A 22,335-nucleotide genomic window follows, 5' to 3' on the forward strand; every position below is an offset into this window, starting at 1 on the left:
CCCGTCCCGAAAGGGGCGGGCGTTTTGCGATCTGGCTATTTCGCTGCGGCGGAAAGTTGAGAAAATCCATTAGGACGGCATCGCACGCATGCCTTGGGACCCTTTGGATCAAGCGCGAAGAGGTTCGGACGGTTCGAAAAATAGGGGCGCCACTTTTTATCCGGCAAGTTCCCGATCAAGACCCCGTGGTCTTTCTTCATGATCGTGGCCAGTTCCGCGAGAGGCACTCCAGCGCCGTCCTTGCTGTGTGCCTCGATCGCTGCGCGAATTTTTTCATCGAGACTGGCAGATTTCTTGACTGCTGGCGTTCGTGCCGGAGCTGCGGTCGTTTTCGATTTCAGAAGATGAAACACTGAACAGCTTTCACGAAATGCCTTCGGCGCTTTCTCCTGTCCGACTCCGTGCACTTCTATCCCTTTTTCGCGGAGCCTGGTCGCGAGGTGGGTGAAGTCACCATCGGAGCTTGCGATGACGAACCGTTCGGCGCGTCGTTCCAAAGCGAGCTCGAGTGCGTCGAGGGCGAGCAACACATCTCCTGCGTTCTTGCCGCTTCCGGAATGCACCAGCCGGATCGAAGGGCTGTCGCCCCACGATCTAAACTGCGCGACATCACCGTAGGCACGCCGGATGAAAGCGCCTGGCGCGAACTTGAGGATCTGGGAAGCAAAAGTGGCAGAGATATTCTCGCCATCGATGAAAAGGGCAGTGGGTTTGCTCATGGGGTCACAATGATCAACGTTAATAACTACCGGCCGACGATGGCGTGCCAATCTGGCCAGAATTGGGCGTTGGTCGTTTCTTTCCCTAAGGACTCTTCGCTTCCCAAACCCCTTCATTTCCTGTATTGGCAGGCCCATCTGAGACGTGACGCCTCGAGCCCCCGGGCGCGTGCAACAGGATAAGGGGGCGGCGGCAATGGGGCCGCCATTCAAATCGGGAGACACGGGATACGCCCGTGAGAGCTCCCAGACAGGATACGCTGAATGTTCAATGTTGTGAAAAAATCCATCCAGTGGGGCGAAGAAGAGCTCACTCTGGAAACCGGCAAGGTTGCCCGTCAGGCTGACGGTTCGGTCATCGCCACGCTGGGCGAAACCTCCGTCATGGCCAACGTGACCTTTGCCAAGGAACCGAAGCCGGGCCAGGACTTCTTCCCGCTCACGGTTCATTACCAAGAGAAATACTATGCCGCCGGTAAAGTGCCGGGCGGCTTCTTCAAGCGCGAGGCTCGTCCGTCCGAAAAAGAGACGCTCACCTCGCGCCTGATCGACCGCCCGTGCCGTCCGCTCTTCGTGGAAGGCTTCAAGCATGAAGTGCTCGTGATGTGCACCGTGCTGTCGCATGACCTCGTCAACGAGCCCGACATCGTCGCGATGATCGCCGCTTCGGCCGCGCTGACGATCTCGGGCGTGCCGTTTATGGGCCCGATCGCCGCTGCGCGCGTCGGTTTCTCGGATGGCGAATACATCCTGAACCCCGAAGTCGACGACATGCAGAAGCTGCGGGAGAACCCCGAGCAGCGTCTGGACCTCGTCGTCGCGGGCACCAAGGACGCCGTGATGATGGTGGAATCGGAAGCTTACGAGCTGTCCGAAGCCGAGATGCTGGGCGCGGTCAAGTTCGGCCATGACGCGATGCAGCCGGTGATCGACATGATCATCGATCTCGCCGAAGCCGCCGCGAAAGAGCCCTTCGACTTCAAAGCGCCGGACTACTCGGCGATGCTCGAGACCGTCAAAGGTCTGGGCGAAGAGAAGATGCGTGCCGCTTACGCGATCTCGGACAAGCAAGAGCGCGTGGCCGCGGTCAACGCCGCCAAGGAAGAGATCAAGTCGCAGCTCACCGAAGAGCAGCTCGAAGATCCGACCCTCGGCACCGCGATGAAGAAGCTGGAATCGGCTGTTCTGCGTGGTGACGTCGTGAAGAACGGTCGCCGCATCGACGGTCGTGCGCTGGACGAGGTTCGCCCGATCGTGGCGGAAACCGGTCTGCTGCCGCGCACCCACGGGTCGTCGCTGTTCACCCGCGGCGAGACGCAGGCGCTGGTCGTGACCACGCTGGGCACCGGCGACGATGAGCAGATCATCGACGCGCTGCACGGCAACTCGCGCTCGAACTTCCTGCTGCACTACAACTTCCCGCCCTACTCGGTCGGCGAAGTGGGCCGCGTCGGTTCGCCCGGTCGTCGTGAGATCGGCCACGGCAAGCTCGCATGGCGCGCGCTGCAGGCGGTTCTCCCGGCTGCGACGGACTTCCCCTACACGATCCGCCTCGTCTCCGAGATCACCGAGTCCAACGGCTCGTCCTCGATGGCGTCGGTCTGCGGTGGCTCGCTGGCAATGATGGATGCGGGCGTTCCGCTGAAGTCGGCCGTGGCGGGTGTCGCGATGGGTCTGGTGCTCGAAGAGGATGGCTCCTGGGCCGTTCTGACCGACATCCTTGGCGACGAGGATCACCTCGGCGACATGGACTTCAAGGTCGCAGGCACCGAAGAGGGCATCACCTCGCTGCAGATGGACATCAAGGTCGCCGGCATCACCGCCGAGATCATGGAGAAAGCTCTGGAGCAGGCACGCGCTGGCCGCATGCACATCCTCGGCGAGATGAACAAGGCGCTCTCCGCGGGCCGCACGGAATTCTCCGCCCACGCTCCGCGCATCGAGACGATGACCGTTCCCACCGACAAGATCCGTGAAGTGATCGGTTCGGGCGGCAAGGTCATCCGCGAGATCGTGGAAGTCTCGGGTGCCAAGGTCGACATCAACGACGACGGCGTGATCAAGATCGCTTCGGCCAATGCCGAGGCCATCAAGAAAGCGCATGACATGATCCACGCCATCGTGGCTGAGCCCGAAGAGGGCCAGATCTACACCGGCAAGGTCGTGAAGCTCGTCGATTTCGGCGCCTTCGTGAACTTCTTCGGCAAGCGTGACGGTCTCGTCCACGTCTCCCAGATCGCCAACAAGCGCCTGAACCACCCGAGCGATCTGCTCAAGGAAGGTCAGGAAGTGAAGGTGAAACTTCTGGGCTTCGACGATCGCGGCAAGGTGCGCCTTGGCATGAAGATGGTCGATCAGGAAACCGGCGAAGAAATCGCGCCGGAAAAGCGTGAAGAGAAAGCCGACTGATCGGTTTGATCCGCTAGAAGATTGAGAAAGGCCCCGGAGCGATCCGGGGCCTTTTGCTTTTTGCGCTTCGGGTGGGGCGCGCGGATATGAAAAAGCCCCGGACGCTGCCGGGGCTCTCTCGTAAGCGGGTGAGCTAGGCTCAGCCCTGCGACTTGACGGTGCGCAGATAGGGCAGCTTGACGTCGACTTCGCCGAACTTCTCTTTCGCCTCGTCGGTCGAGACCGACAGCGCGACGATCACGTCCTGACCCGGCACCCAGTTCGCGGGGGTCGCGAAGGGCTTGCCGTCGGTCGCCTGAACGGCGTCCAGCGCGCGGATGATCTCGGCGAAGTTGCGGCCGACCGACATCGGGTAGGACATGGTCAGGCGGACTTTCTTGTCCGGGCCGATGATGAAGACGGTGCGCACGGAGGCCGAATCCGCGGCGGTGCGGCCGTCGGGCATGTAGGCATCGGCGGGCAGCATGTCATAGAGCTTCGAGACGTTCAGCGAGGTGTCGTCGATGATCGGGAAGTTCGCGGGCGCGCCGGCGACCTGCTCGATATCCGATTTCCACTTCACGTGCTCTTCGACGCTATCGACCGAGACACCCATGACCTTGGTGTTGCGCTTCTCGAACTCGGGGGCGAGTTGAGCAACTGCGCCGAACTCGGTGGTGCAAACCGGGGTGAAGTCTTTCGGGTGCGAGAACAGGATGGCGTAGCTGTCGCCGATCCAGTCGTGGAACTTGATCTCGCCAGCGGTCGAGTCAGCGGTGAAATCGGGAGCGGTGTCGTTGATACGCAGGCCCATGAAAAACCTCCTGTGTTTGCGTAAAATCACGTCTTTTCGGGATATAAGCCCTCGTCGGGGTCCGTTCCAGCCAGTTTAGAACCTTTTTAAACTCGGAGCCTGCGACCTTTCGTCAGGCCTTGCGCAGGACGGGGAGTGGTGAAACGCTCGCGCGCAACATCTGTGTGCCGGAGGCTGATATGATCGAGAAACGGAATTTCTACATCGACGGGGCGTGGGTCGCTCCCAAGGCGGCGCGCGAGTACGAGGTGATCGACCCGTCCACTGAGGATCCCTGCGCGGTGATCTCGCTGGGTGATCAGGCCGACACGGATGCGGCAGTCGCCGCGGCAAAGGCCGCGCTGCCCGGCTGGAAGGCCACGGACCCGGCAGAGCGGATCGCGGCGGTCGAGCGGATCGCCAAGGTCTATGCGGAGCGCGCCGAGGATATGGCGCAGGCGATGAGCCTCGAGATGGGCGCGCCGATCGACCTTGCGCGCCGCAACCAGTGGGGCGCGGGCGCCTATCACATCAAGAACTTCATAGACGCGGCGAAGGCTTTCGACTGGGTGCACCCGCTGGGCGACGGCACGCCGGGCGCGATGATCGCCTATGAGGCCGTGGGCGTCGTCGGGCTGATCACGCCGTGGAACTGGCCGATGAATCAGGTGACGCTGAAGGTGATCCCGGCGATCCTCGCAGGCTGCACGATGGTGCTGAAACCGTCGGAGGAAGCGCCGCTGTCCTCGCTGCTGTTTGCGGAAATCCTCGACGCGGCGGGTCTGCCCAAGGGCGTGTTCAACCTCGTGAATGGCGATGGCGTTGGCGTTGGCACGCAGCTTTCGACCCATCCCGATGTCGAGATGATTTCCTTCACCGGCTCGACCCGGGCCGGCAAGGCCATCTCGAAGGCGGCGGCCGATACGCTCAAGCGGGTGACGCTGGAGCTGGGCGGCAAGGGCGCCAACCTGATCTTCGCCGATGCGGATGAAGATGCGGTGGCGCGCGGCGTGAAGCACTGCTTCCAGAACTCGGGCCAAAGCTGCAACGCGCCGACGCGGATGCTGGTCGAGCGTTCGGCCTATGACAAGGCCGTGGAAATCGCGCGCCAGACCGCCGAGGCCACGCAGGTGGCCAGCCCGCGCGAGGAAGGCAAGCATATCGGCCCCGTCGTGAACAAGGCGCAGTTCGACAAGATTCAGGGCCTGATCGAGACCGGCATCGCGGAGGGCGCGAAGCTCGTCGCGGGTGGTCCCGGGCGACCCGAGCATCTCAATCGCGGCTTCTATGTCCGTCCGACGGTCTTTGCCGATTGCGACCCCTCGATGACGATCATGAACGAGGAAATCTTCGGCCCCGTGCTGTCGATCATGCCCTTCGACAGCGAGGAGCAGGCAATCGAAGTGGCGAACGCCACGCCTTACGGTCTGACCAATTACCTGCAATCGGGCGATGGCGCGCGGCGCAACCGTCTGGCGCGGCAGCTGCGCTCGGGCATGGTCGAGATGAACGGCCAGGACCGTGGCGCAGGCGCGCCGTTCGGCGGCGTGGGTTCCTCTGGCCGGGCGCGCGAGGGTGGCCGTTGGGGCATCGAGGAATTCTGCGACGTGAAGTCGATCTCCGGCTGGGCGGAATAAGGGGCGCTGCCCCTCTTGGCCTATCGGCCAATTCACCTGCGGATATTTCTATCGAGAAGAAGAGGGGCGGTTGCGCAAGCGGCCGCCCTTCGACATGATCGCGCGGCTTTTGGAACGGGAGAATGAGATGAGCTTCACGCTGGCGACCTGGAACATCAACTCGGTGCGGCTGCGCGAGGGGCTGGTGCGCAAGCTGATGGAGGAAGAGGCGCCCGACGTGCTCTGCCTGCAGGAGTGCAAGAGCCCGGTCGAGAAGATCCCGCTCGAGGGGTTCAAGGCGCTCGGCTACACTCACATGGTTGCGCGCGGCCAGAAGGGCTATAACGGCGTCGCGATCTTCTCGAAAATCCCGATGGAAGAGAACAGCGCCCATGATTTCGCCGATCTCGGCCATGCGCGTCACGTCGCGGGCACGCTCGAGAATGGCGTGACGATCCACAACTTCTATGTCCCCGCAGGCGGCGACGTGCCGGACCGCGAGGTGAATGAGAAGTTCGGGCAGAAGCTCGATTACCTCACTCAGATGCGCGATTACTTCAAAGCGGAAGCGCCGCAGAAATCGATCCTCGTGGGCGATCTGAATATCGCGCCGCGCGAGGATGACGTCTGGAGCCACAAGCAGCTTCTGAAGATCGTCAGCCACACGCCGATCGAGGTCGAACATCTGCACGACACGATGGAGGCGGGCAAATGGGTGGACATCACCCGGCAGGATATCCCCGAGGGGCTTTTGTACTCGTGGTGGTCCTATCGGGCGCGCGACTGGGATGCCGCCGACAAGGGGCGCAGGCTCGATCACATCTGGGCGACGCCGGATATTTCGAACGCGGCCCATGGCAGTCGTGTGCTGCGGGCTGCGCGCGGTTGGGAGAAGCCCTCCGATCACGCGCCGGTATTCGCGACCTTCGATCTGTAATCGCTTGCGGCAGCGCGCCGCGGTCAAACGGGTTTGCGTTCGGCCCCTGCGAGGCCATATAGGAAAGCAAATCCTCCGCAATTTCGGGAGACGGACATGCTGGAACTGGGTGGCGGCGCCAAGGCCGCAGGCAAGAGCGACTACGTCAAGGACGTGACCGAAGCCAACTTCATGGCCGAGGTGATCGAGAAATCGCAGACCGTGCCGGTCATCGTCGATTTCTGGGCGCCGTGGTGCGGCCCGTGTAAGCAGCTTGGCCCGGCGCTGGAAGCCGAGGTCGAAGCCGCGAAAGGCGCGGTCGTGATGGCCAAGGTCAATGTCGACGAAAACCAGATGATCGCAGGCCAGATGCGCGTGCAGTCGATCCCGACCGTCTACGCTTTCTGGCAGGGCCAGCCGATCGACGGTTTCCAGGGCGCGCTGCCGCCCTCCGAGATCAAGAGCTTCGTGGCCAAGCTGATCGAAGCGTCCGGCGGTGAGGCCGGTAACGGTCTCGGCGATGCGGTCGAGGCGGCGGAAGCCATGCTGGCCGAAGGCGCGGCGGAAGACGCAGCGGAGACCTTCGCGGCGATCCTCGAGGAAGATGGCGACCTGGCGGAGGCCCATGGCGGCCTGATCCGCGCGCGCATCGCGCTGGATCAACTGGACGCGGCAGGCGCGGCTTTGGCGGCTGTGCCCCCGAAGCTGTCCGACAGCGCCCCGGTCGAGGCCGCGCGCGCGCAGCTCGATCTGGCGAAACAGGCGCAATCGGCGGGGCCGCTCGACGATCTGAAAGCCAAGGTCGAGGCCAATCCCGACGATCATCAGGCGCGCTTCGATTATGCGCAGGCGCTTTATGCGGCGGGCAATGTCGAGGAAGCTGTGGACCAGCTTCTCGAGCTTTTCCGCCGCGATCGCGAATGGGATAACGAGGCCGCGAAGACGCAGCTTTTCACCATTTTCGACGCGCTCAAGCCGAACGATCCGATCGTGGCAAAAGGCCGCCGTCGTCTGTCGTCGATGATATTTGCCTGAGGACATGGGCGCGCTAGTTTCATCCGCATGATGAAGAAAGGCGACTTGCCCGAAATCCTTCCGCTTTTTCCGCTGCCCGGTGCGCTGCTGCTGCCCCGGGCGCGGCTTCCGCTGCATATCTTCGAGCCGCGCTATCTGCAGATGATCGAAGATTGCATGAAGACCAAGTCTCGGCTGATCGGGATGATTCAGCCGATCAAGGGGCCGGAGGGGCAAAACCACCTCAACGCGATTGGCTGTGCGGGCCGTCTGACCGGGTTCTCCGAGACCGAGGACGGGCGCTACATGATCACCCTGTCGGGGATCTCGCGCTATCGCATCGTGAAGCAGATCGAGGGCTTCACCCCCTATATTCGCGCCGAGGTCAGCTGGGCCGGGTTCGAGCGCGATCTTGGTGCGGCCGAGCATGACAACGGCTTCGACCGCGACGAGTTTCTCGACCTGCTGGCGAAGTTTTTCCACGCGCAGGGGCTGGATACCGATTGGGAAACGCTGAAAGATGCCGATGATGAGTTGTTGATCAACTCGCTCGGGATGCTGTTGCCGTTGGAGCCGGAGGACAAGCAGGCGTTGCTGGAGGCGCCCTGTCTGGCCACCCGGCGCGAGACCTTGGTGACCCTGATCGAATATGCGCTGCATGGCGGCGGAGAGGAGCGGTTGCAATGAGCGACGAGACTGAGAGCGCATCGACCCCCGAGACGGCCCGCGAGAAGCCGCTGTTCGACCGGCACATGCTGGAGGCGCTCGTGTGCCCGCTGACCCATGCGGTGCTGAAATACGATGCCGAGAAGCAGGAACTGGTTTCGCAGCCCGCGAAGCTGGCCTTCCCGATCCGGGGCGGCATTCCGATCCTTCTCGCAGACGAGGCCCGCCGGATCGACGAATAAGGCGCGGCGTTTAAAGCGCGCGGCCCTGCAACAGGCGGGGCAGGGGGCCTGACAAGCCCGCCGCTTGCTGCATGAACCCGCGCCGCAGCCCCGGGATCGCCTGCACCAGACCCATCCCCAGATCGCGCCCCGCTTTCAGCAGCGGATTGTCGTTCGAGAAGAGCTTGTTCACGGTATCCATGCCGAGCGCGAGCGACGTCGAGTCGAAGCGCCGCCAGCCCTGATAGCGCTCCAGCACGTCCTCGGCGCCGATATCCTCGCCGCGGCGCATCGCTTCCACGACGATCTCCGCCAGCGCCGCCGCATCGCGCAGCCCGAGGTTCAGTCCTTGGCCCGCGATCGGATGCACGCCATGCGCCGCATCGCCCACCAGTGCCACGCGCGGCGCGACATAGGCTTTCGCAAGCGTCAGGTTCAGCGGGTAAGAGAAGCGCGGACCGGCCAGTTTGATCTCGCCGAGGAAATCGCCGAAGCGCGGGCGCAGCACGGCGAGGAAATCCTCGTCATCGAGCGCCGAGATGGTTTTCGCGTTTTCCTCGGTCTCGCTCCAGACGATCGACGACCGGTTGCCCTTCAGCGGCAGGATGGCGAGCGGCCCGGTCGGCATGAAGAACTGCTGCGCGATGCCGTTATGGGGTTTCTCGTGCTCGACCGCAGCCACCAGCGCGGTCTGGCCGTAGCCCCAGCCCTCGCGGGTGATCCCGGCGCGTTCGGCCACGCCTGAGCGGCGACCATCGGCCCCGATCAGCAGCTTCGCGGTCAGGGTCTTGCCGGTGGACAGGCTCACTTCTACCCCGCCCGGCACGACCTGCTGCCCTGTCACCTGCGTTTCGTGCAGTAGCGTAATCTTGTCGCTCGCCTCCATCGCATCGAGGAAGGCGCGATAGAGGTAGCGATCCTCCAGCATGTAGCCGACCGGCGCCTGATCCAGCTCGCGCGCATCGAAATGCAGGAAGAAAGGGGCCGCCCCTTCGCCCGCGTGACCGTCGGCGGCTTTTACTTCCATCATCGGCTGTGCCTGATCGGCCAGCCCGTCCCAGACGCCAATCGCGCGCAGCAATTTCTGCGACGCGATGGCCAGCGCATAGGCGCGGCCGTCGAACGTGTCGGTCGCGCGCTGGCGTGCCGGCGCGGCGTCGACAAGGGTCACGGAAAGGCCGGCGGAGGCCAGTGCAAGCGCCAAGGCGGGGCCGTTGAGCCCGCCGCCCGCGATGATGACGTCTGAATCGTGTTTCATGGCGCTTACTATGGCGCTGGAAGCGGGATTGTCCATGCGCGGGACTGTCGCTAGCGTGGCGGAAAGAACGAAGGAGGCGGGCATGGAATGGCGGTTGGCAGGGGCTGCGGAACAAGGGCGGGCGATTGCCGCCGGTCAGCTCGATCCGGTGGAGCAGACCGAGGCCTATCTGGAGGCGGCTGAAGCGTCCGAAGAAATCTATGCGCGTCTCACGCCGCAGCGAGCCCGCGACGAGGCGATGGCCGCGCATCAACGCGCCAAGCAGGGAACCAGGCGCGGGATGCTCGATGGGGTCGCGCTGTCGTGGAAGGATCTGTTCGACACCGCCGGGGTCGCGACTGAGGCAGGCACGCGGCTGCTGGCCGGGCGTGTGCCCGAGCGCGATGCGGATGTGCTGATCGAGGCCACGCTGGGCGGCTCGGTCTGTCTGGGCAAGACGCATATGACCGAACTGGCCTTCTCTGGGCTGGGCGTGAACCCGATGACGGCGACGCCGCCGAATATCCATGATCCCGAACTCGCGCCGGGCGGTTCGTCCTCTGGCGCGGCGCTGTCGGTGGCACGCGGCTTGGCGGCGGCGGCGATCGGTTCTGATACGGGCGGCTCGGTGCGTATTCCGGCGGCGTGGAACGATCTCGTGGGGCTAAAGACGACGCATGGGCGGATCACGACGAAAGGCGTCGTGCCGCTGTGCCGGACCTTCGACACGGTCGGACCCATCACGCGCAATGTCGAAGATGCCGCGCATGTCTTTGCGCTGCTCGAACGGCGCAACGCGCCCGATCTGCGTGACGCGAGCCTCAAGGGGAAGCGGCTTCTGGTGCTTGAAGGGCTGCCCTTTGAGGGCACGCGCGAAAAGCCGGTGCAGGGCTTCGAGCGGGCCGTCGAAGCCTTCGCCAAGGCGGGCGCGGTGATCGAGCGGCGGGGGCTGCCGATGGTGCGTCAGGCGATGGACCTTTCCGGTGTTCTCTTCGCCCCCGAAGCCTATGGCGAATGGAAGCACGAGATCGAAGCCGCGCCCGAGAAGATGTTCGCGGCGATCCTCGAGCGGTTCCGCAGCGGGCGCGACGCGCTGGCCTCGGATTACGCGAAAGGCTGGCACGAACTGGCGGGCTATCGCGCCGCCTATCTGGAGGCGACCGCGGAATATGACGCCGTGCTGGTGCCGACCTCGCCGATCCTGCCGCCCGATGTGCGCCGTCTTCTCAGCGACAAGGCCTATTTCCAGGAAGAGAACGTGCTCGCGCTGCGCAACACCCGGATCGGCAACGTGTTGGGGCTATGCGCGCTCAACCTTCCTACGGGCATCCCAAGCTGCGGGATTTCGCTGATGGCGCCGCCGATGACGGAGGATCGGTTGCTGCGTTTGGGCATGGCCGCCGAATCGTCGCTGGCCTGAAAACCACATTTCTTGTGGTCAACCCGCTCTGGAGCTTGTCTTTTTCTGGACGAAACGGCGGAGCTTTTGTAACCTCGTCGGCAATAAGGGGCGACATAGACCCCATTCGATGAGGCACAGATGGACTTTCCCGAGCGGTTTTCGAACCTGCCCGAATACGCATTTCCGCGTTTGCGCGCGCTGCTCGATTCGCATGAACCGGGCGGCGACGTCTTGGCCATGTCCATCGGTGAGCCGCGCCATCCCATGCCCGAGTTCGTCGGCGATGTGATCGCGCAAAGCCTTGGAGAGTTTGGGAAATATCCCGTCAATGACGGCACGCCCGAATTGTTGGACGCGATCTCGGGCTGGCTGAAACGGCGCTATTCGGTCGAGATCGGGCCGGAGCGGATCATGGCGCTCAACGGCACCCGCGAGGGTCTCTACAACGCCGCGATGGCGCTTTCGCCCGAACAAAAACGCGGCAAAACGCCTGTGATCGCGATCCCGAACCCGTTCTATCAGGTCTATGCGGTGGCGGCGGCAGCCGTCGGCGCGGAGCCGGTTTTCGTGCCCGCGGGCGCTGATACCGGGTTTTTGCCTAATTATTCGGCACTTGCGCCCGAGGTGCTGGACCGCATCACCGTGGCCTATCTGTGCTCGCCCTCGAACCCGCAGGGTGCAGTCGCGAGCCGCGATTATCTGGCCGATCTGCTGCATCTGGCCGAGAAGCACGATTTCATCGTCTTCGCCGACGAGTGCTATTCCGAGATCTGGCGCGAGGCCCCGCCGCCCGGTGCGGCACAGGTCGCAGCCGAAGAGAGCATCGACCCCGAGCGCGTGGTGATCTTCCATTCGCTCTCGAAGCGGTCGAACCTGCCGGGTCTGCGCTCGGGCTTCCTCGCCGCCGGGCCGCAAAGCATCAAACATATCCGTCGCCTGCGCGCCTATGCCGGCGCGCCGCTGCCGCAGCCGTTGCAGCGCGTGGCCGAGCGCGCTTGGGCGGATGAGGCCCATGTCACGGAAAATCGTCGCCTCTACGCCGAGAAATACGAGATCGCGGGACAGATCTTCGACGGCGTCGATGGCTTCCAGCTGCCGCAGGGCGGCTTCTTCCTCTGGCTTCCCGTCGAAGACGGGGAGGCGGCGGCGCTCAAGCTTTGGACAGAGACCGGCATTCGCGTGCTGCCGGGCGCCTATCTCGCGCGCGAGGTGAACGGGGAAAACCCCGGCCAGAAATATATCAGAGTGGCTCTGGTCGCTCCAAAAGCAGAAACGCAGCGCGGGCTGATGCAGCTCCGCGACTGCCTATACGGTTGAGGACGGTAGGTTATGGCATCTTATCAGGTTCGACAGCGCGATCCGCTTTTCGATCAGGACACGCAAGCCGTTCTGGAACGGCGTGGCAAGGAATTGGTGGGGGGGCTGCTGGTCGTCTTCGGCTTGCTCGCCGCGATGATGCTGTTCTCCTATCACCCCGAAGATCCAAGCTGGATGGCGTCCTCGGATGAGCCGGTGCAGAACTGGCTGGGCCGGATCGGTGCCGGGATCGCCTCGCCGCTCTTCGTGATCGTCGGGCATGGCGCGTGGCTGCTGCCCGCGGCGCTAGTGGCTTGGGGGCTGCGCATGATCACCCATCGCGGCGAGGAGCGCCTCGTGTCGCGGATGATCTTCTTCCCGATCGCCGTGGCCGTCGCCGCCGTTTATGCGGCGCTTCTGGTGCCGGGCGACCAATGGGGTCAGGCCTTTGGCCTCGGCGGGCATTTCGGCGACATGATCGCGGGCGCGATGCTGGGGATCGTTCCGATCTCGGGCGTGGTCGGTCTGAAGCTTCTGTCGCTGGTCCTCGCCGCGGCAATGCTGGCCATGGCGACCTTCGTTCTCGGCTTCACCAAGCCCGAGCTGCAGGCGATCACGCGCTTCATGTGGCTGGGCACGGTCGCGATCTATGTCGGCGCGATGAACATTCTGGGCCGGGGGGCTTCGGCCTCGGTCACGGGGGCTCGCTCGGCCGCAGAGCGTGCGCGTCAGCGCCGCGCCGAAGCAGCCGAACGCGCCGCAGAGCTGGCGGCTTGGGAAGAGCAGCAGGCCTACGCCGCGCATGACTGGGCACCCGAGGTCGAAGCGGCCCCGGCGGCACGCCCGTCCTTCCTCTCGCGCATCCGTCGTCCGGTGGAACCCGATTACGATCCCTATGATGCCTCGCCCGAACTGTTCGAGACCGAGCCCTATTGGGACGACCAGCCGCAGCCCGCAGCGCCGACCGAGGACCGCATTCGCGCCCGGATCAGCCAGGCGGTGCAGAACCGCAAGTCGGCGCCGATCGTGACCGATTACGCGCCCGAACCCGAGGCTCCGCTGCATCACGATATGCCCGAGACCTTCGCCGACCCCGAGCCGGAGGCGCCGCGTCCTTCGGCCTCGGTGCTGGCGGCCGTCGCCAAGCGCCTCGCGCGCGCGCCGCGTCAGCCGCAGGTCGTGCATCAGGAACCGCCGCTGCGGGCCGAGCCGCAACTGCGCGCCGAGCCGCCGCTCAAGGCCAAACCGCGCTTCATGCCGGGCTTTGGCGCACCTGCCGCTGCCGCCGAGCATGCGCCCGAAATGGCCTATGCCGGTGCCGACGAGCCGCAGATGACGGCGGCTGAGCAGGTCGCGCAGGGTTATGACTACACGGACGATGACAGCCGCGACTGGACCCACCCGGATTACGAAGGCTTCGAGGCCGATCCCCGCGACATGCGCACCGAGCATTTCTACGCCGGTGAGCCGCACTCCTTCGACGAGACCGGCGCTGCGCAATGGATCGAGGAAGACGTGGTGCCGGAGATCCCGGCCTCCGCGCGCGGTCTCGACCGTCAGGTGATCAAGCAGCCCGAACCGAAACGCGTCGTGCAGCCTGCGGCGAAACCCGCAGCCCCCTCGCGTCGTGCGATCGAAGAGGCGCAGCCGAAGATGGCTTTCGAGAAGCCGAAAACCGCGCCCTTCGAGATGCCTCCGCTGTCGCTGCTGACCAACCCCACGACGATCCAGCGTCACCAGCTCTCGGATGAGGCGCTGGAAGAGAACGCGCGGATGCTCGAGACCGTGCTCGACGATTACGGCGTGAAGGGCGAGATTGTCTCGGTCCGCCCCGGCCCCGTCGTCACGATGTATGAACTCGAGCCCGCGCCGGGTCTGAAAGCCAGCCGCGTGATCGGTCTGGCCGACGATATCGCCCGCTCGATGTCGGCGCTGTCGGCACGTGTCTCGACCGTGCCGGGCCGCTCGGTGATCGGTATCGAACTGCCGAACGATCACCGCGAAAAGGTCGTGCTGCGCGAGATCCTCTCGGCGCGAGATTTCGACGACAAGAACATCAAGCTGCCGCTGGCTCTGGGCAAGACCATCGGCGGTGAGCCGATCGTGACCAACCTCGCCAAGATGCCCCACCTGCTGATCGCAGGGACGACCGGCTCGGGTAAATCGGTGGCGATCAACACGATGATCCTGTCGCTGCTCTACCGTCTGACGCCGGAAGAGTGCCGCTTGATCATGATCGACCCGAAGATGCTCGAACTCTCCGTCTATGACGGCATCCCGCATTTGCTGTCGCCGGTTGTGACCGACCCGAAGAAGGCGGTCGTCGCCCTGAAATGGGTCGTCTCGGAGATGGAAGAGCGTTACCGCAAAATGTCCAAGATGGGCGTGCGGAACATCGAGGGCTACAACGGCCGCGTGAAGGAAAGCCTCGACAAGGGCGAGATGTTCAAGCGCACCGTGCAGACCGGCTTCGACGAAGAGACCGGCGAGCCGATCTTCGAGACGGATGAATTCCAGCCCGAGCCCTTCCCCTATATCGTCGTGATCGTCGACGAGATGGCCGACCTGATGATGGTCGCAGGGAAAGAGATCGAAGCTTGCATCCAGCGTCTGGCGCAGATGGCGCGTGCCTCGGGGATCCACCTGATCATGGCCACGCAGCGCCCCTCGGTCGATGTCATCACCGGCACGATCAAGGCGAACTTCCCGACCCGGATCTCCTTCCAGGTGACGTCGAAGATCGACAGCCGCACCATTCTGGGCGAGCAGGGCGCCGAGCAGCTTCTGGGCATGGGCGACATGCTCTACATGGCGGGCGGCGGCAAGATCACCCGTTGCCACGGGCCGTTCGTGTCCGATGAGGAAGTCGAGGAAATCGTCAACCACCTAAAGAGCTTCGGTCCGCCGGAATACATGTCGGGCGTGGTCGAAGGTCCCGATGACGACACGGCGAGCGATATCGACGCGGTGCTCGGCCTCAACACCGGTGGCAATACCGGCGGTGAGGATGCGCTCTACGATCAGGCGGTGGGCATCGTGATAAAGGATCGCAAATGCTCGACCTCTTATATCCAGCGCAAGCTGGGCATCGGCTACAACAAGGCCGCGCGCCTCGTGGAGCAGATGGAAGATCAGGGCATCGTGTCCTCGGCCAACCATGTCGGCAAGCGCGAAATCCTTGTGCCCGAGCAGCAGTAAGCGGGTCACAATCAGAAATGCGACGCGCCCCGGGGGATACCTCGGGGCGCTTTGCGTTTCAGGGGGCTCTTACTCGGGACGACCGCCGGGCGCCGTGATCCGATACGGGGGCGATGTTATTGAATGACATCCCCTGTTAGGCGCAAATGCGCTCAAGACGGACCCGCAGCGCGATTGGCGCGTTACGGCGGGACTTCCGCTTTCGCAAGGAGTGCCTAAATCTATGGTCATGAAACAGATCCGCATCCTGCTCGCCGCGATCTTCACGCTGGCGCTCGCCCTTCCGGCCTCGGCCGGGAAAGTCTCGCTGAATCAGATATCGTCCTATCTGAACTCGCTGACCTCCGCTTCGGCGGATTTCACGCAGGTCAACTCGGACGGGTCGATCTCGACCGGCAAGCTGTTCATCAAGCGGCCCGGTCGGGCGCGCTTCCAATACAATAACGACAAGACGCTGGTGCTGGCCTCGGCCAACCGGGTAGCGGTGTTCGATCCGAAATCGAACCAGCCGCCGGAGCAATATCCGCTGGTGAAGACGCCGCTGAACCTGATCCTCGGGCGCAATATCGACCTGAACCGCAATGGTATGGTCGTGGGCTACACGACGGACGGGCCGAAGACGATCGTGACTGCACAGGACCCGCAGCATCCCGAATACGGGAATATTCAGCTGGTCTTCACCGACGGGCCGGTCGAGCTGCGCCAGTGGGTGATCACCAACCAGTCGGGCGAGAAGACCACGACGATCCTGAACAACCTGCAAAAGGGCGGAAACTTCGCCACGTCGATGTTCTCCATCGATCAGGCATTGGCCCAGCGGCGCTGATTGCTCAACGCCGGCAGGATTGCAGTTGGATTTCGTACATCTGCGCGCGGGATGCGACGCGGTCGGCCACGGCGAGAAGCCAGGATTTCGACCGGTGTGACCCGCGCGAGTAGCCGCCGCGCCCTTCGTGATAGGCCAGATACTGGTTGCGCGCGTCGGCCTTGGAGATGCCGAGCTTCTTCTGCGTGCCGTCCATGTACCAGCCCATGAAGTCGGTGGCATCCGAGATGCGGTTGCGCCTTGCACCGAAGCGATGGGTGTCTTCGCGATACTCGTCCCAGGTGCCGTCCAGCGCTTGGCTGTAGCCATAGGCGGAGCTTTGACGGCCCAGCGGGATGATCCCGAGCGCGAAGCGCTGCGGCGTCTTCGCATTGCCGTCGAACTTGCTTTCCTGGTGGATCGTGGCCATCTGCACGGCGACCGGAACGCCCCAGCGGGCCTCCGTCCGGCGCATGGCGTTGAAATATTGCGGGCGTTCTTTGATGATCGCGCAGGCGTCATCAAGATTGCGCGGGGGCTTGGACGGTCCGCCTCCACAGGCGGCCACCGCAAGCACTACGCCGAGGGCGAGGTATTTCTTCATAACTGCTCTTCTTTGCTCTGACGGCCTTGTTTTTTGTCAGTCTATGCGTAATTGGCCCGTTCGAAAACCGGGAAACGCACCAGGATCAGCGGACTGTCGCGACGAATCGGACAATCTGTTTCCGGCGGAAATGAGGCGAAAACGTGGACCTGAGCGGTTTCACGATTTAGAATTAAGGTATGAGGATAGATATGCATACCACGCACGCGAAATATCACATCGGCCAAGTGGTGCGGCATCGCAACCACCCGTTCCGCGGGGTGGTGTTCGATGTCGATGCGATCTTCTCCAACTCGCAGGAATGGTATGACGCGATCCCCGAGGAATCGCGCCCGTCCAAGGATCAGCCCTATTACCACCTGCTCGCCGAGAACGACGAAAGCTATTACGTGGCCTATGTGTCCGAGCAGAACCTCGTTGCGGATTTCTCCGGCGAACCGGTGAGCCATCCCGATCTCGAGGACCTCTTCGGCGAATTCGGTAACGGGTCGTATCAGCTGCAATTCCAACTGAACTGAACCGCGCCGCCCATGGTGCAAGGCTGCGAGGCGGGCAGGGGCCCTATCCCGCCTGTCGAATTTCGATCGGGTCTAGCGGCATGCGGAAGGCGAGCAGATTGCGCCCCTCCTCGCGGTGATAGCCCAGATCGGTCGCCAGATCGCGGATCAGGAACCAGCCGAAACCGCCTTCGGGCAGGCTGGTCGGGTCGGGCCGCTCCGGGTCGCGGTCTTCCAGATCGAGGCAGGCAGGAGGCAGCGCGACCCCGTCGTCGCTGACCGAGCAGGTGAGCCCCTTACCGTCGCGCGCGATGGAGAGCGAGATCGTGCCTTTGCCGCTATCGCCGTAGCCGTGCTCGACGATGTTGTTGAGGATTTCCGCGAGAATCAATTCGAGCGTCCCGGCCTCTTCCTCGGTCATCAGACGGATGAAACGCGCCACGGCGGCCCGCAGCGCGTCGCGCACCGCGATCGGTGTCGCCGCGAAGCTGAGGTTGAAGACCCGCACTTCCGCCTGCTGCGGGTGCGGGCTTGGGCGCGGGGTGCTGGGCGGCGATTTCGGTCTCACACGCTTATGCATATTTCCGGCCCTCCCCCAGCGCGGCTTCGATGTCGGCGTGGATCGGCAGCACCGAATCCATCCGGGTCAGGCGAAAAACCTTCGCGACATTCGGCGTCAGCCCGTAAAGCTCCAGCTGTCGGTTTGGCGCGAGCGATTTCATCACCGCCACCACCGCGCCGAGGCCCGAACTGTCGAGAAACTCCACTTTCGAGAGGTCCAGCAGCACCCGTGCCGCCGGTTGCACGGTCACATCGCGCATTCTTTCCTTGAAACGGATCGCGATGGCAGCGTCCAGCCGCGCCTCGGCCAGATGGACGACGAGCGCGCCTTCCAGCGCTTCGGCAGTGAGGTTCATATCCGACTCCCACGGTTGATCTGACGGGAAGGCTAGACGGCAATGCTTACCATTCGGTATCCGTGGGACAGAATTTTGGAGGGTATCATGGAAAACGTGGTGATCGTCGGAGCCTCGCGCACGCCGATGGGCGGAATGCAGGGCGTGTTTGCAGGTGTGCCTGCGTCGGAACTGGGTGGGACCGCCGTCAAGGCGGCGATGGACGGTGCGGGCGTCGCGCCTGCGCGGATCGAGGAAGTGCTGATGGGCTGTGTGCTGCCCGCAGGTCAGGGGCAGGCGCCCGCACGGCAGGCAGGCTTCGCGGCGGGCCTTGGCGAGGAGGTGCCCGCGACGACGCTGAACAAGATGTGCGGTTCGGGCATGAAAGCGGCGATGGTGGCCTATGACCAGATTGCGCTCGGCCAGACTGGGGTGATGGTCGCGGGCGGCATGGAGAGCATGACCAACGCGCCCTACATGCTGCCGAAGATGCGCGCGGGGGCGAGGCTCGGCCATGCGCAGGCGCTCGATCACATGTTCCTCGACGGGCTGGAGGACGCCTATGACAAGGGGCGTCTGATGGGCACCTTCGCGGAGGATTGTGCGCAGGCGTTTCAATTCACCCGCGAGGCGCAGGACGATTACGCGATGGCGTCGCTGAACCGCGCCGTTGCCGCGGAGAAATCCGGGGCTTTCGCGGGTGAGATCGCGCCGGTGACCGTGAAGACCCGCAAGGGCGAGACTGTGGTCTCCATCGACGAGCAGCCCGACAATGCGCGCCCCGACAAGATCCCGCATCTCAAGCCCGCCTTCCGCAAGGACGGCACGGTGACGGCGGCGAATTCGTCCTCGATCTCGGACGGGGCGGCGGCGCTGGTGCTGGCGTCAGAAGCTGCGGCGAAGGCCGAGGGCCTGCCGATCCGCGCCCGCATTCTGGGCCATGCGAGCCATGCGCAGGCGCCCGCCGATTTCCCGACGGCGCCGGTTCCGGCGGCGGAGAAGCTGCTGAAGAAGCTCGGCTGGACGGTCGATGACGTCGATCTGTGGGAAGTCAACGAAGCCTTCGCGGTCGTGCCGATGGCCTTCATGCACAAGCTTGGCATTTCGCATGACAAGGTGAACGTGAATGGCGGCGCCTGTGCGCTTGGCCATCCGATCGGCGCGTCGGGTGCGCGGATCATCGTGACGCTGCTCAATGCGATGGAAAAGGCCGATCTCAAGCGCGGCGTGGCCGCGATCTGCATCGGTGGGGGCGAGGGCACGGCCATCGCGATCGAACGGGTATGAGTGTGGATTACGACGATCTGGCGAAACGCATCGCCGCGCTGACCGAGGGCGAGACCGACGAGGTCGCGCTGATGGCGACGCTGGCCTGCGAAATCCATCATGCGGATGACCGCTTCGACTGGACCGGGTTCTACCGGGTGACCGAGCCGGAACTGCTGAAGATCGGCCCCTATCAGGGTGGGCATGGCTGCCTCGTGATCCCGTTTTCGCGCGGGGTCTGCGGGGCGGCGGCGCGCGAAGGGCGCACGCAGCTGGTCCCCGATGTCGAGGCCTTCCCCGGTCATATCGCCTGCGCAAGTTCCACCCGCTCGGAACTGGTGATCCCGGTCCATGCGCAGCGGGGCCTCATCGCGGTGCTCGATATCGACAGCGACCAGCCCGACGCCTTCACCGAAGCGGACGCCGCGGCGCTGGAGGGGATTCTGAAAGACGTGTTCGGACATTTGTGAGGAAGCCATGAAACATACCGGCGGGTGCCTCTGCGGGGCGATCAGCTACGAGGTCGAGGGCGATATGCGGCCTGTGGTGGCGTGCCATTGCTCCCAGTGCCGCAAGACCTCCGGCCATATCTGGGCCTCCTCGCAGATCGACGACCATCAGCTTGTGCTGATCAACCGCGACGGGCTGCGCTGGTATCGTTCGTCAGAGACGGCGGAGCGGGGCTTTTGCGCGGTCTGCGGCAGCTCCGTGTTCTGGCGGCTGGACGGGGAGGGGCGCATCTCGATCGCGGCGGGCACGCTCAACCTGCCGACGGGGCTTTCGATGGCGGAGCATATCTTCGTGGCCGATAAGGGCGATTACTACGAAATCGAGCCGGGGCCGCCGCAATCGCCCTGAGGCTTGACCCGACAGGCGGCGCAGTGCATCTCGCAGCGCATGAGTTACGTCTATGACCCGCCACAGGATGCCCCGCGCATCCTTCATGCCGATCACGAAATTCTCGTGGTCGACAAACAGGCGGGGTTGCTGTCCGTGCCGGGCAAAGGGCCGGACAAGGCCGACTGCCTGATTGCGCGGCTGCGGGGGATTTACCCCGAGGTTCTGCTGGTCCACCGGCTCGATACCGATACGTCTGGCGTGATGGTCTTCGCGCTGACGCCCCATGCGCAGCGCCATCTCGGTCTGCAATTCGAGAAGCGCCAGACCAAGAAAGCCTATCAGGCGCGGCTCTGGGGTGAGCTGGCCGAGAAGGAGGGGCGGGTCGATCTGCCGCTGTGTGTCGACTGGCCGAACCGTCCGCGCCAGCATGTCGATCACGAGAACGGCCGCCCCGCCCAGACCGACTGGCGGGTGATGCGCCATGAGGACGGCACGACGCGGGTGCGGCTGATGCCGATCACGGGGCGCAGCCACCAGCTGCGGGTGCATATGGCCGAGCTGGGCCATCCGATCCTTGGCGATCCGCTGTATGCCGAAGGCCCGGCACAGGCGTTCGAGCGCCTGATGCTCCATGCCGAGACCCTGCGCTTTCGCCATCCAGATGGCGGCATGCATATGACCTTCACCGCGCCGGTCCCGTTCTGAAACCGATACAATCGCAGGTCTTTTCCCCGCCTGCGCGCGCAGGCATACTCCTGCGAGACTTATTGCGGAGAGCCCGATGCCCAAACCTTTGCGCCTTGGTGTGAATATCGATCACGTGGCCACCGTGCGGAATGCCCGCGGCTCGGCCTATCCCGACCCTCTGCGCGCCGCGCGTCTGGCCGAACAGGCCGGGGCCGACGGGATCACCGCGCATCTGCGCGAAGACCGCCGCCATATCCGCGACGCGGATATCGACGCGCTGCGCAGCGGCATCGACATCCCGCTGAATTTCGAGATGGCCGCGACGCCCGAGATGCAGGAGATCGCGCTGCGTCATCTGCCCCATGCCTGCTGCATCGTGCCGGAAAAGCGCGAAGAGGTGACGACCGAAGGCGGTCTCGACGTCGCGGGCGATATTTCGCGGCTGACCGATTACGTGGGGCCGCTCGTCGAGGCGGGCATCCGCGTGTCGATGTTCATCGGTCATGATCCGGCGCAGATCGAAGCCTCCGCCAAGATCGGCGCGCAGGTGATCGAGCTGCATACCGGCCATTTCTGCGACATGCATTACGAGGGCGATTTCGCCGCCCGCGATGCCGAGTTGGAGGCGCTGAAAGCAGGGGCGGCCTATGCCGACAGTCTCGGGCTGGAGGTGCATGCGGGCCACGGTCTGACCTATGAGACGGTCGAGCCGATCGCCGAGATGAAGCAGATCCGTGAGTTGAACATCGGCCATTTCCTGATCTCAGAGGCGATCTTCGTGGGGCTCGGTCCCGCGATCGTGCATATGCGTAAGCTGATGGATGCGGCGCGGGGCTGAGGCGGCATGATCCTCGGCATCGGCACCGATCTCGCGAATATCGAGCGGATCGAGCGCACGCTCGAACGCTTCGGCGACCGCTTCCGCAATCGCGTCTTCACCGAGACCGAGCAGCGCAAGGCCGAACGCCGGAAGGATGTGGCGGGCACCTATGCCAAGCGCTGGGCGGCGAAAGAGGCCTGTTCCAAAGCGCTTGGGACCGGGTTGCGCATGGGCATCGCATGGAAGGATATGGCGGTCACGAATCTGCCAACGGGACAGCCCGTGATGCAGGTCACGGGCTGGGCGGCGGATCGGCTTAAGGAAATGACACCAGAGGGTTACGAGGCCGTCATCCATGTGACGCTGACCGATGATCACCCCTGGGCGCAGGCCTTCGTCGTGATCGAGGCCCGCAAGCTTTCTTGACTCGGGCGCGAGGCCGCGTATTGAGGCC

The 22,335-nt window shown here is 64.0% G+C and carries 23 protein-coding genes; 17 read left to right on the forward strand and 6 right to left on the reverse strand.

The features are described 5' to 3' along the window. Positions 1 to 35: 35 nt before the first annotated feature. Positions 36 to 719: an NYN domain-containing protein gene (locus tag BMI89_RS12530; protein WP_168176808.1), complete on the reverse strand. Its 684-nt coding sequence runs from the start codon at positions 717 to 719 to the stop codon at positions 36 to 38. Positions 720 to 983: 264 nt separating this feature from the next. Here BMI89_RS12530 and pnp point away from each other — a divergent pair, with 264 nt between their 5' ends. Continuing rightward, positions 984 to 3,128, forward strand: coding sequence for a polyribonucleotide nucleotidyltransferase (pnp, locus tag BMI89_RS12535; RefSeq protein ID WP_078521507.1), 2,145 nt, complete (start codon positions 984 to 986; stop codon positions 3,126 to 3,128). A gap of 139 nt (positions 3,129 to 3,267) precedes the next feature. Here pnp and BMI89_RS12540 read toward each other — a convergent pair whose 3' ends face one another. Then, positions 3,268 to 3,921 carry a peroxiredoxin gene (locus tag BMI89_RS12540; protein ID WP_078521505.1) on the reverse strand — a complete coding sequence of 218 codons (654 nt, stop codon included), beginning with the start codon at positions 3,919 to 3,921 and terminating at the stop codon, positions 3,268 to 3,270. 179 nt (positions 3,922 to 4,100) lie between these two features. On the opposite strand from BMI89_RS12540, the gene BMI89_RS12545 reads away from it, so the two are divergent. The 5 genes from BMI89_RS12545 (at position 4,101) to BMI89_RS12565 (ending at position 8,354) form a co-directional block, all read left to right on the forward strand. After that, a complete protein-coding gene (locus BMI89_RS12545; RefSeq protein WP_078571181.1) occupies positions 4,101 to 5,537 on the forward strand; it encodes an aldehyde dehydrogenase family protein in 1,437 nt (478 codons plus the stop codon). 127 nt (positions 5,538 to 5,664) lie between these two features. Further along, entirely contained in the window at positions 5,665 to 6,453 is a 789-nt protein-coding gene (locus BMI89_RS12550) for an exodeoxyribonuclease III (protein ID WP_078542609.1), read from the forward strand. A 96-nt stretch (positions 6,454 to 6,549) separates the two neighbouring features. Beyond that, positions 6,550 to 7,467: a co-chaperone YbbN gene (locus BMI89_RS12555; RefSeq protein WP_078571182.1), complete on the forward strand. Its 918-nt coding sequence runs from the start codon at positions 6,550 to 6,552 to the stop codon at positions 7,465 to 7,467. Positions 7,468 to 7,494: 27 nt separating this feature from the next. Then, positions 7,495 to 8,133: an LON peptidase substrate-binding domain-containing protein gene (locus BMI89_RS12560; protein WP_078571183.1), complete on the forward strand. Its 639-nt coding sequence runs from the start codon at positions 7,495 to 7,497 to the stop codon at positions 8,131 to 8,133. Next, positions 8,130 to 8,354, forward strand: coding sequence for a Trm112 family protein (locus tag BMI89_RS12565; RefSeq protein ID WP_078571184.1), 225 nt, complete (start codon positions 8,130 to 8,132; stop codon positions 8,352 to 8,354). Before BMI89_RS12560 ends, BMI89_RS12565 begins: the two co-directional genes overlap by 4 nt. A 10-nt stretch (positions 8,355 to 8,364) precedes the next feature. Here the strand turns inward: BMI89_RS12565 and BMI89_RS12570 are convergent, their stop codons facing one another. Beyond that, a complete protein-coding gene (locus tag BMI89_RS12570; protein WP_143593906.1) occupies positions 8,365 to 9,591 on the reverse strand; it encodes an FAD-dependent monooxygenase in 1,227 nt (408 codons plus the stop codon). An 82-nt stretch (positions 9,592 to 9,673) separates the two neighbouring features. Between BMI89_RS12570 and BMI89_RS12575 the strand changes: the two genes are divergently transcribed. From BMI89_RS12575 to BMI89_RS12590, 4 genes are all read left to right on the forward strand, one after another. Next, positions 9,674 to 10,990 (forward strand): amidase family protein, encoded by a 1,317-nt coding sequence (locus tag BMI89_RS12575; protein ID WP_078571186.1) that lies wholly within the window; start codon positions 9,674 to 9,676, stop codon positions 10,988 to 10,990. Positions 10,991 to 11,110: 120 nt separating this feature from the next. Further along, positions 11,111 to 12,289 carry an aminotransferase class I/II-fold pyridoxal phosphate-dependent enzyme gene (locus BMI89_RS12580; protein ID WP_078571187.1) on the forward strand — a complete coding sequence of 393 codons (1,179 nt, stop codon included), beginning with the start codon at positions 11,111 to 11,113 and terminating at the stop codon, positions 12,287 to 12,289. Positions 12,290 to 12,301: 12 nt separating this feature from the next. Next, complete coding sequence (locus BMI89_RS12585) at positions 12,302 to 15,466, forward strand: DNA translocase FtsK (protein ID WP_078571188.1); 3,165 nt, start codon at positions 12,302 to 12,304, stop codon at positions 15,464 to 15,466. 229 nt (positions 15,467 to 15,695) lie between these two features. Then, positions 15,696 to 16,292 (forward strand): outer membrane lipoprotein carrier protein LolA, encoded by a 597-nt coding sequence (locus BMI89_RS12590; RefSeq protein ID WP_078542610.1) that lies wholly within the window; start codon positions 15,696 to 15,698, stop codon positions 16,290 to 16,292. A 4-nt stretch (positions 16,293 to 16,296) separates the two neighbouring features. Here BMI89_RS12590 and BMI89_RS12595 read toward each other — a convergent pair whose 3' ends face one another. Beyond that, the gene (locus BMI89_RS12595; protein WP_078542536.1) at positions 16,297 to 16,875 is read right to left on the reverse strand and encodes a lytic transglycosylase; all 579 of its coding nucleotides are present in this window, start codon (positions 16,873 to 16,875) and stop codon (positions 16,297 to 16,299) included. A 191-nt stretch (positions 16,876 to 17,066) separates the two neighbouring features. On the opposite strand from BMI89_RS12595, the gene hspQ reads away from it, so the two are divergent. Then, on the forward strand, positions 17,067 to 17,393 hold the full coding sequence (gene hspQ, locus BMI89_RS12600; protein ID WP_078542537.1) for a heat shock protein HspQ: 327 nt from the start codon (positions 17,067 to 17,069) through the stop codon (positions 17,391 to 17,393). Between the two features lie 43 nt (positions 17,394 to 17,436). On the opposite strand, the gene BMI89_RS12605 is transcribed toward hspQ, so the two are convergent. Together BMI89_RS12605 and BMI89_RS12610 are read right to left on the reverse strand one after the other, a co-directional pair. Next, positions 17,437 to 17,952: an ATP-binding protein gene (locus BMI89_RS12605; RefSeq protein ID WP_078571189.1), complete on the reverse strand. Its 516-nt coding sequence runs from the start codon at positions 17,950 to 17,952 to the stop codon at positions 17,437 to 17,439. Then, entirely contained in the window at positions 17,945 to 18,289 is a 345-nt protein-coding gene (locus tag BMI89_RS12610; protein WP_078571190.1) for an STAS domain-containing protein, read from the reverse strand. Before BMI89_RS12610 ends, BMI89_RS12605 begins: the two co-directional genes overlap by 8 nt. An 87-nt stretch (positions 18,290 to 18,376) precedes the next feature. Here BMI89_RS12610 and BMI89_RS12615 point away from each other — a divergent pair, with 87 nt between their 5' ends. The 6 genes from BMI89_RS12615 to acpS all read left to right on the forward strand — a co-directional run bounded on the left by BMI89_RS12615 (position 18,377) and on the right by acpS (position 22,307). Continuing rightward, positions 18,377 to 19,555, forward strand: coding sequence for an acetyl-CoA C-acyltransferase (locus BMI89_RS12615; protein ID WP_078571191.1), 1,179 nt, complete (start codon positions 18,377 to 18,379; stop codon positions 19,553 to 19,555). Beyond that, on the forward strand, positions 19,552 to 20,004 hold the full coding sequence (locus BMI89_RS12620; protein ID WP_078571192.1) for a GAF domain-containing protein: 453 nt from the start codon (positions 19,552 to 19,554) through the stop codon (positions 20,002 to 20,004). The genes BMI89_RS12615 and BMI89_RS12620 overlap by 4 nt, the downstream gene beginning before the upstream one ends. 7 nt (positions 20,005 to 20,011) lie before the next feature. After that, positions 20,012 to 20,392, forward strand: coding sequence for a GFA family protein (locus BMI89_RS12625; protein ID WP_078571193.1), 381 nt, complete (start codon positions 20,012 to 20,014; stop codon positions 20,390 to 20,392). 39 nt (positions 20,393 to 20,431) lie between these two features. Then, positions 20,432 to 21,079: a pseudouridine synthase gene (locus BMI89_RS12630; RefSeq protein ID WP_078571323.1), complete on the forward strand. Its 648-nt coding sequence runs from the start codon at positions 20,432 to 20,434 to the stop codon at positions 21,077 to 21,079. A 76-nt stretch (positions 21,080 to 21,155) separates the two neighbouring features. Further along, positions 21,156 to 21,899: a pyridoxine 5'-phosphate synthase gene (locus BMI89_RS12635; RefSeq protein ID WP_078571194.1), complete on the forward strand. Its 744-nt coding sequence runs from the start codon at positions 21,156 to 21,158 to the stop codon at positions 21,897 to 21,899. Between the two features lie 6 nt (positions 21,900 to 21,905). Then, a complete protein-coding gene (gene acpS, locus BMI89_RS12640) occupies positions 21,906 to 22,307 on the forward strand; it encodes a holo-ACP synthase (RefSeq protein WP_078542544.1) in 402 nt (133 codons plus the stop codon). Positions 22,308 to 22,335: the final 28 nt, after the last annotated feature.

Origin of the sequence: Thioclava sp. F36-7, from assembly GCF_002020075.1 — a bacterium.
Lineage (GTDB): Bacteria > Pseudomonadota > Alphaproteobacteria > Rhodobacterales > Rhodobacteraceae > Thioclava > Thioclava sediminum.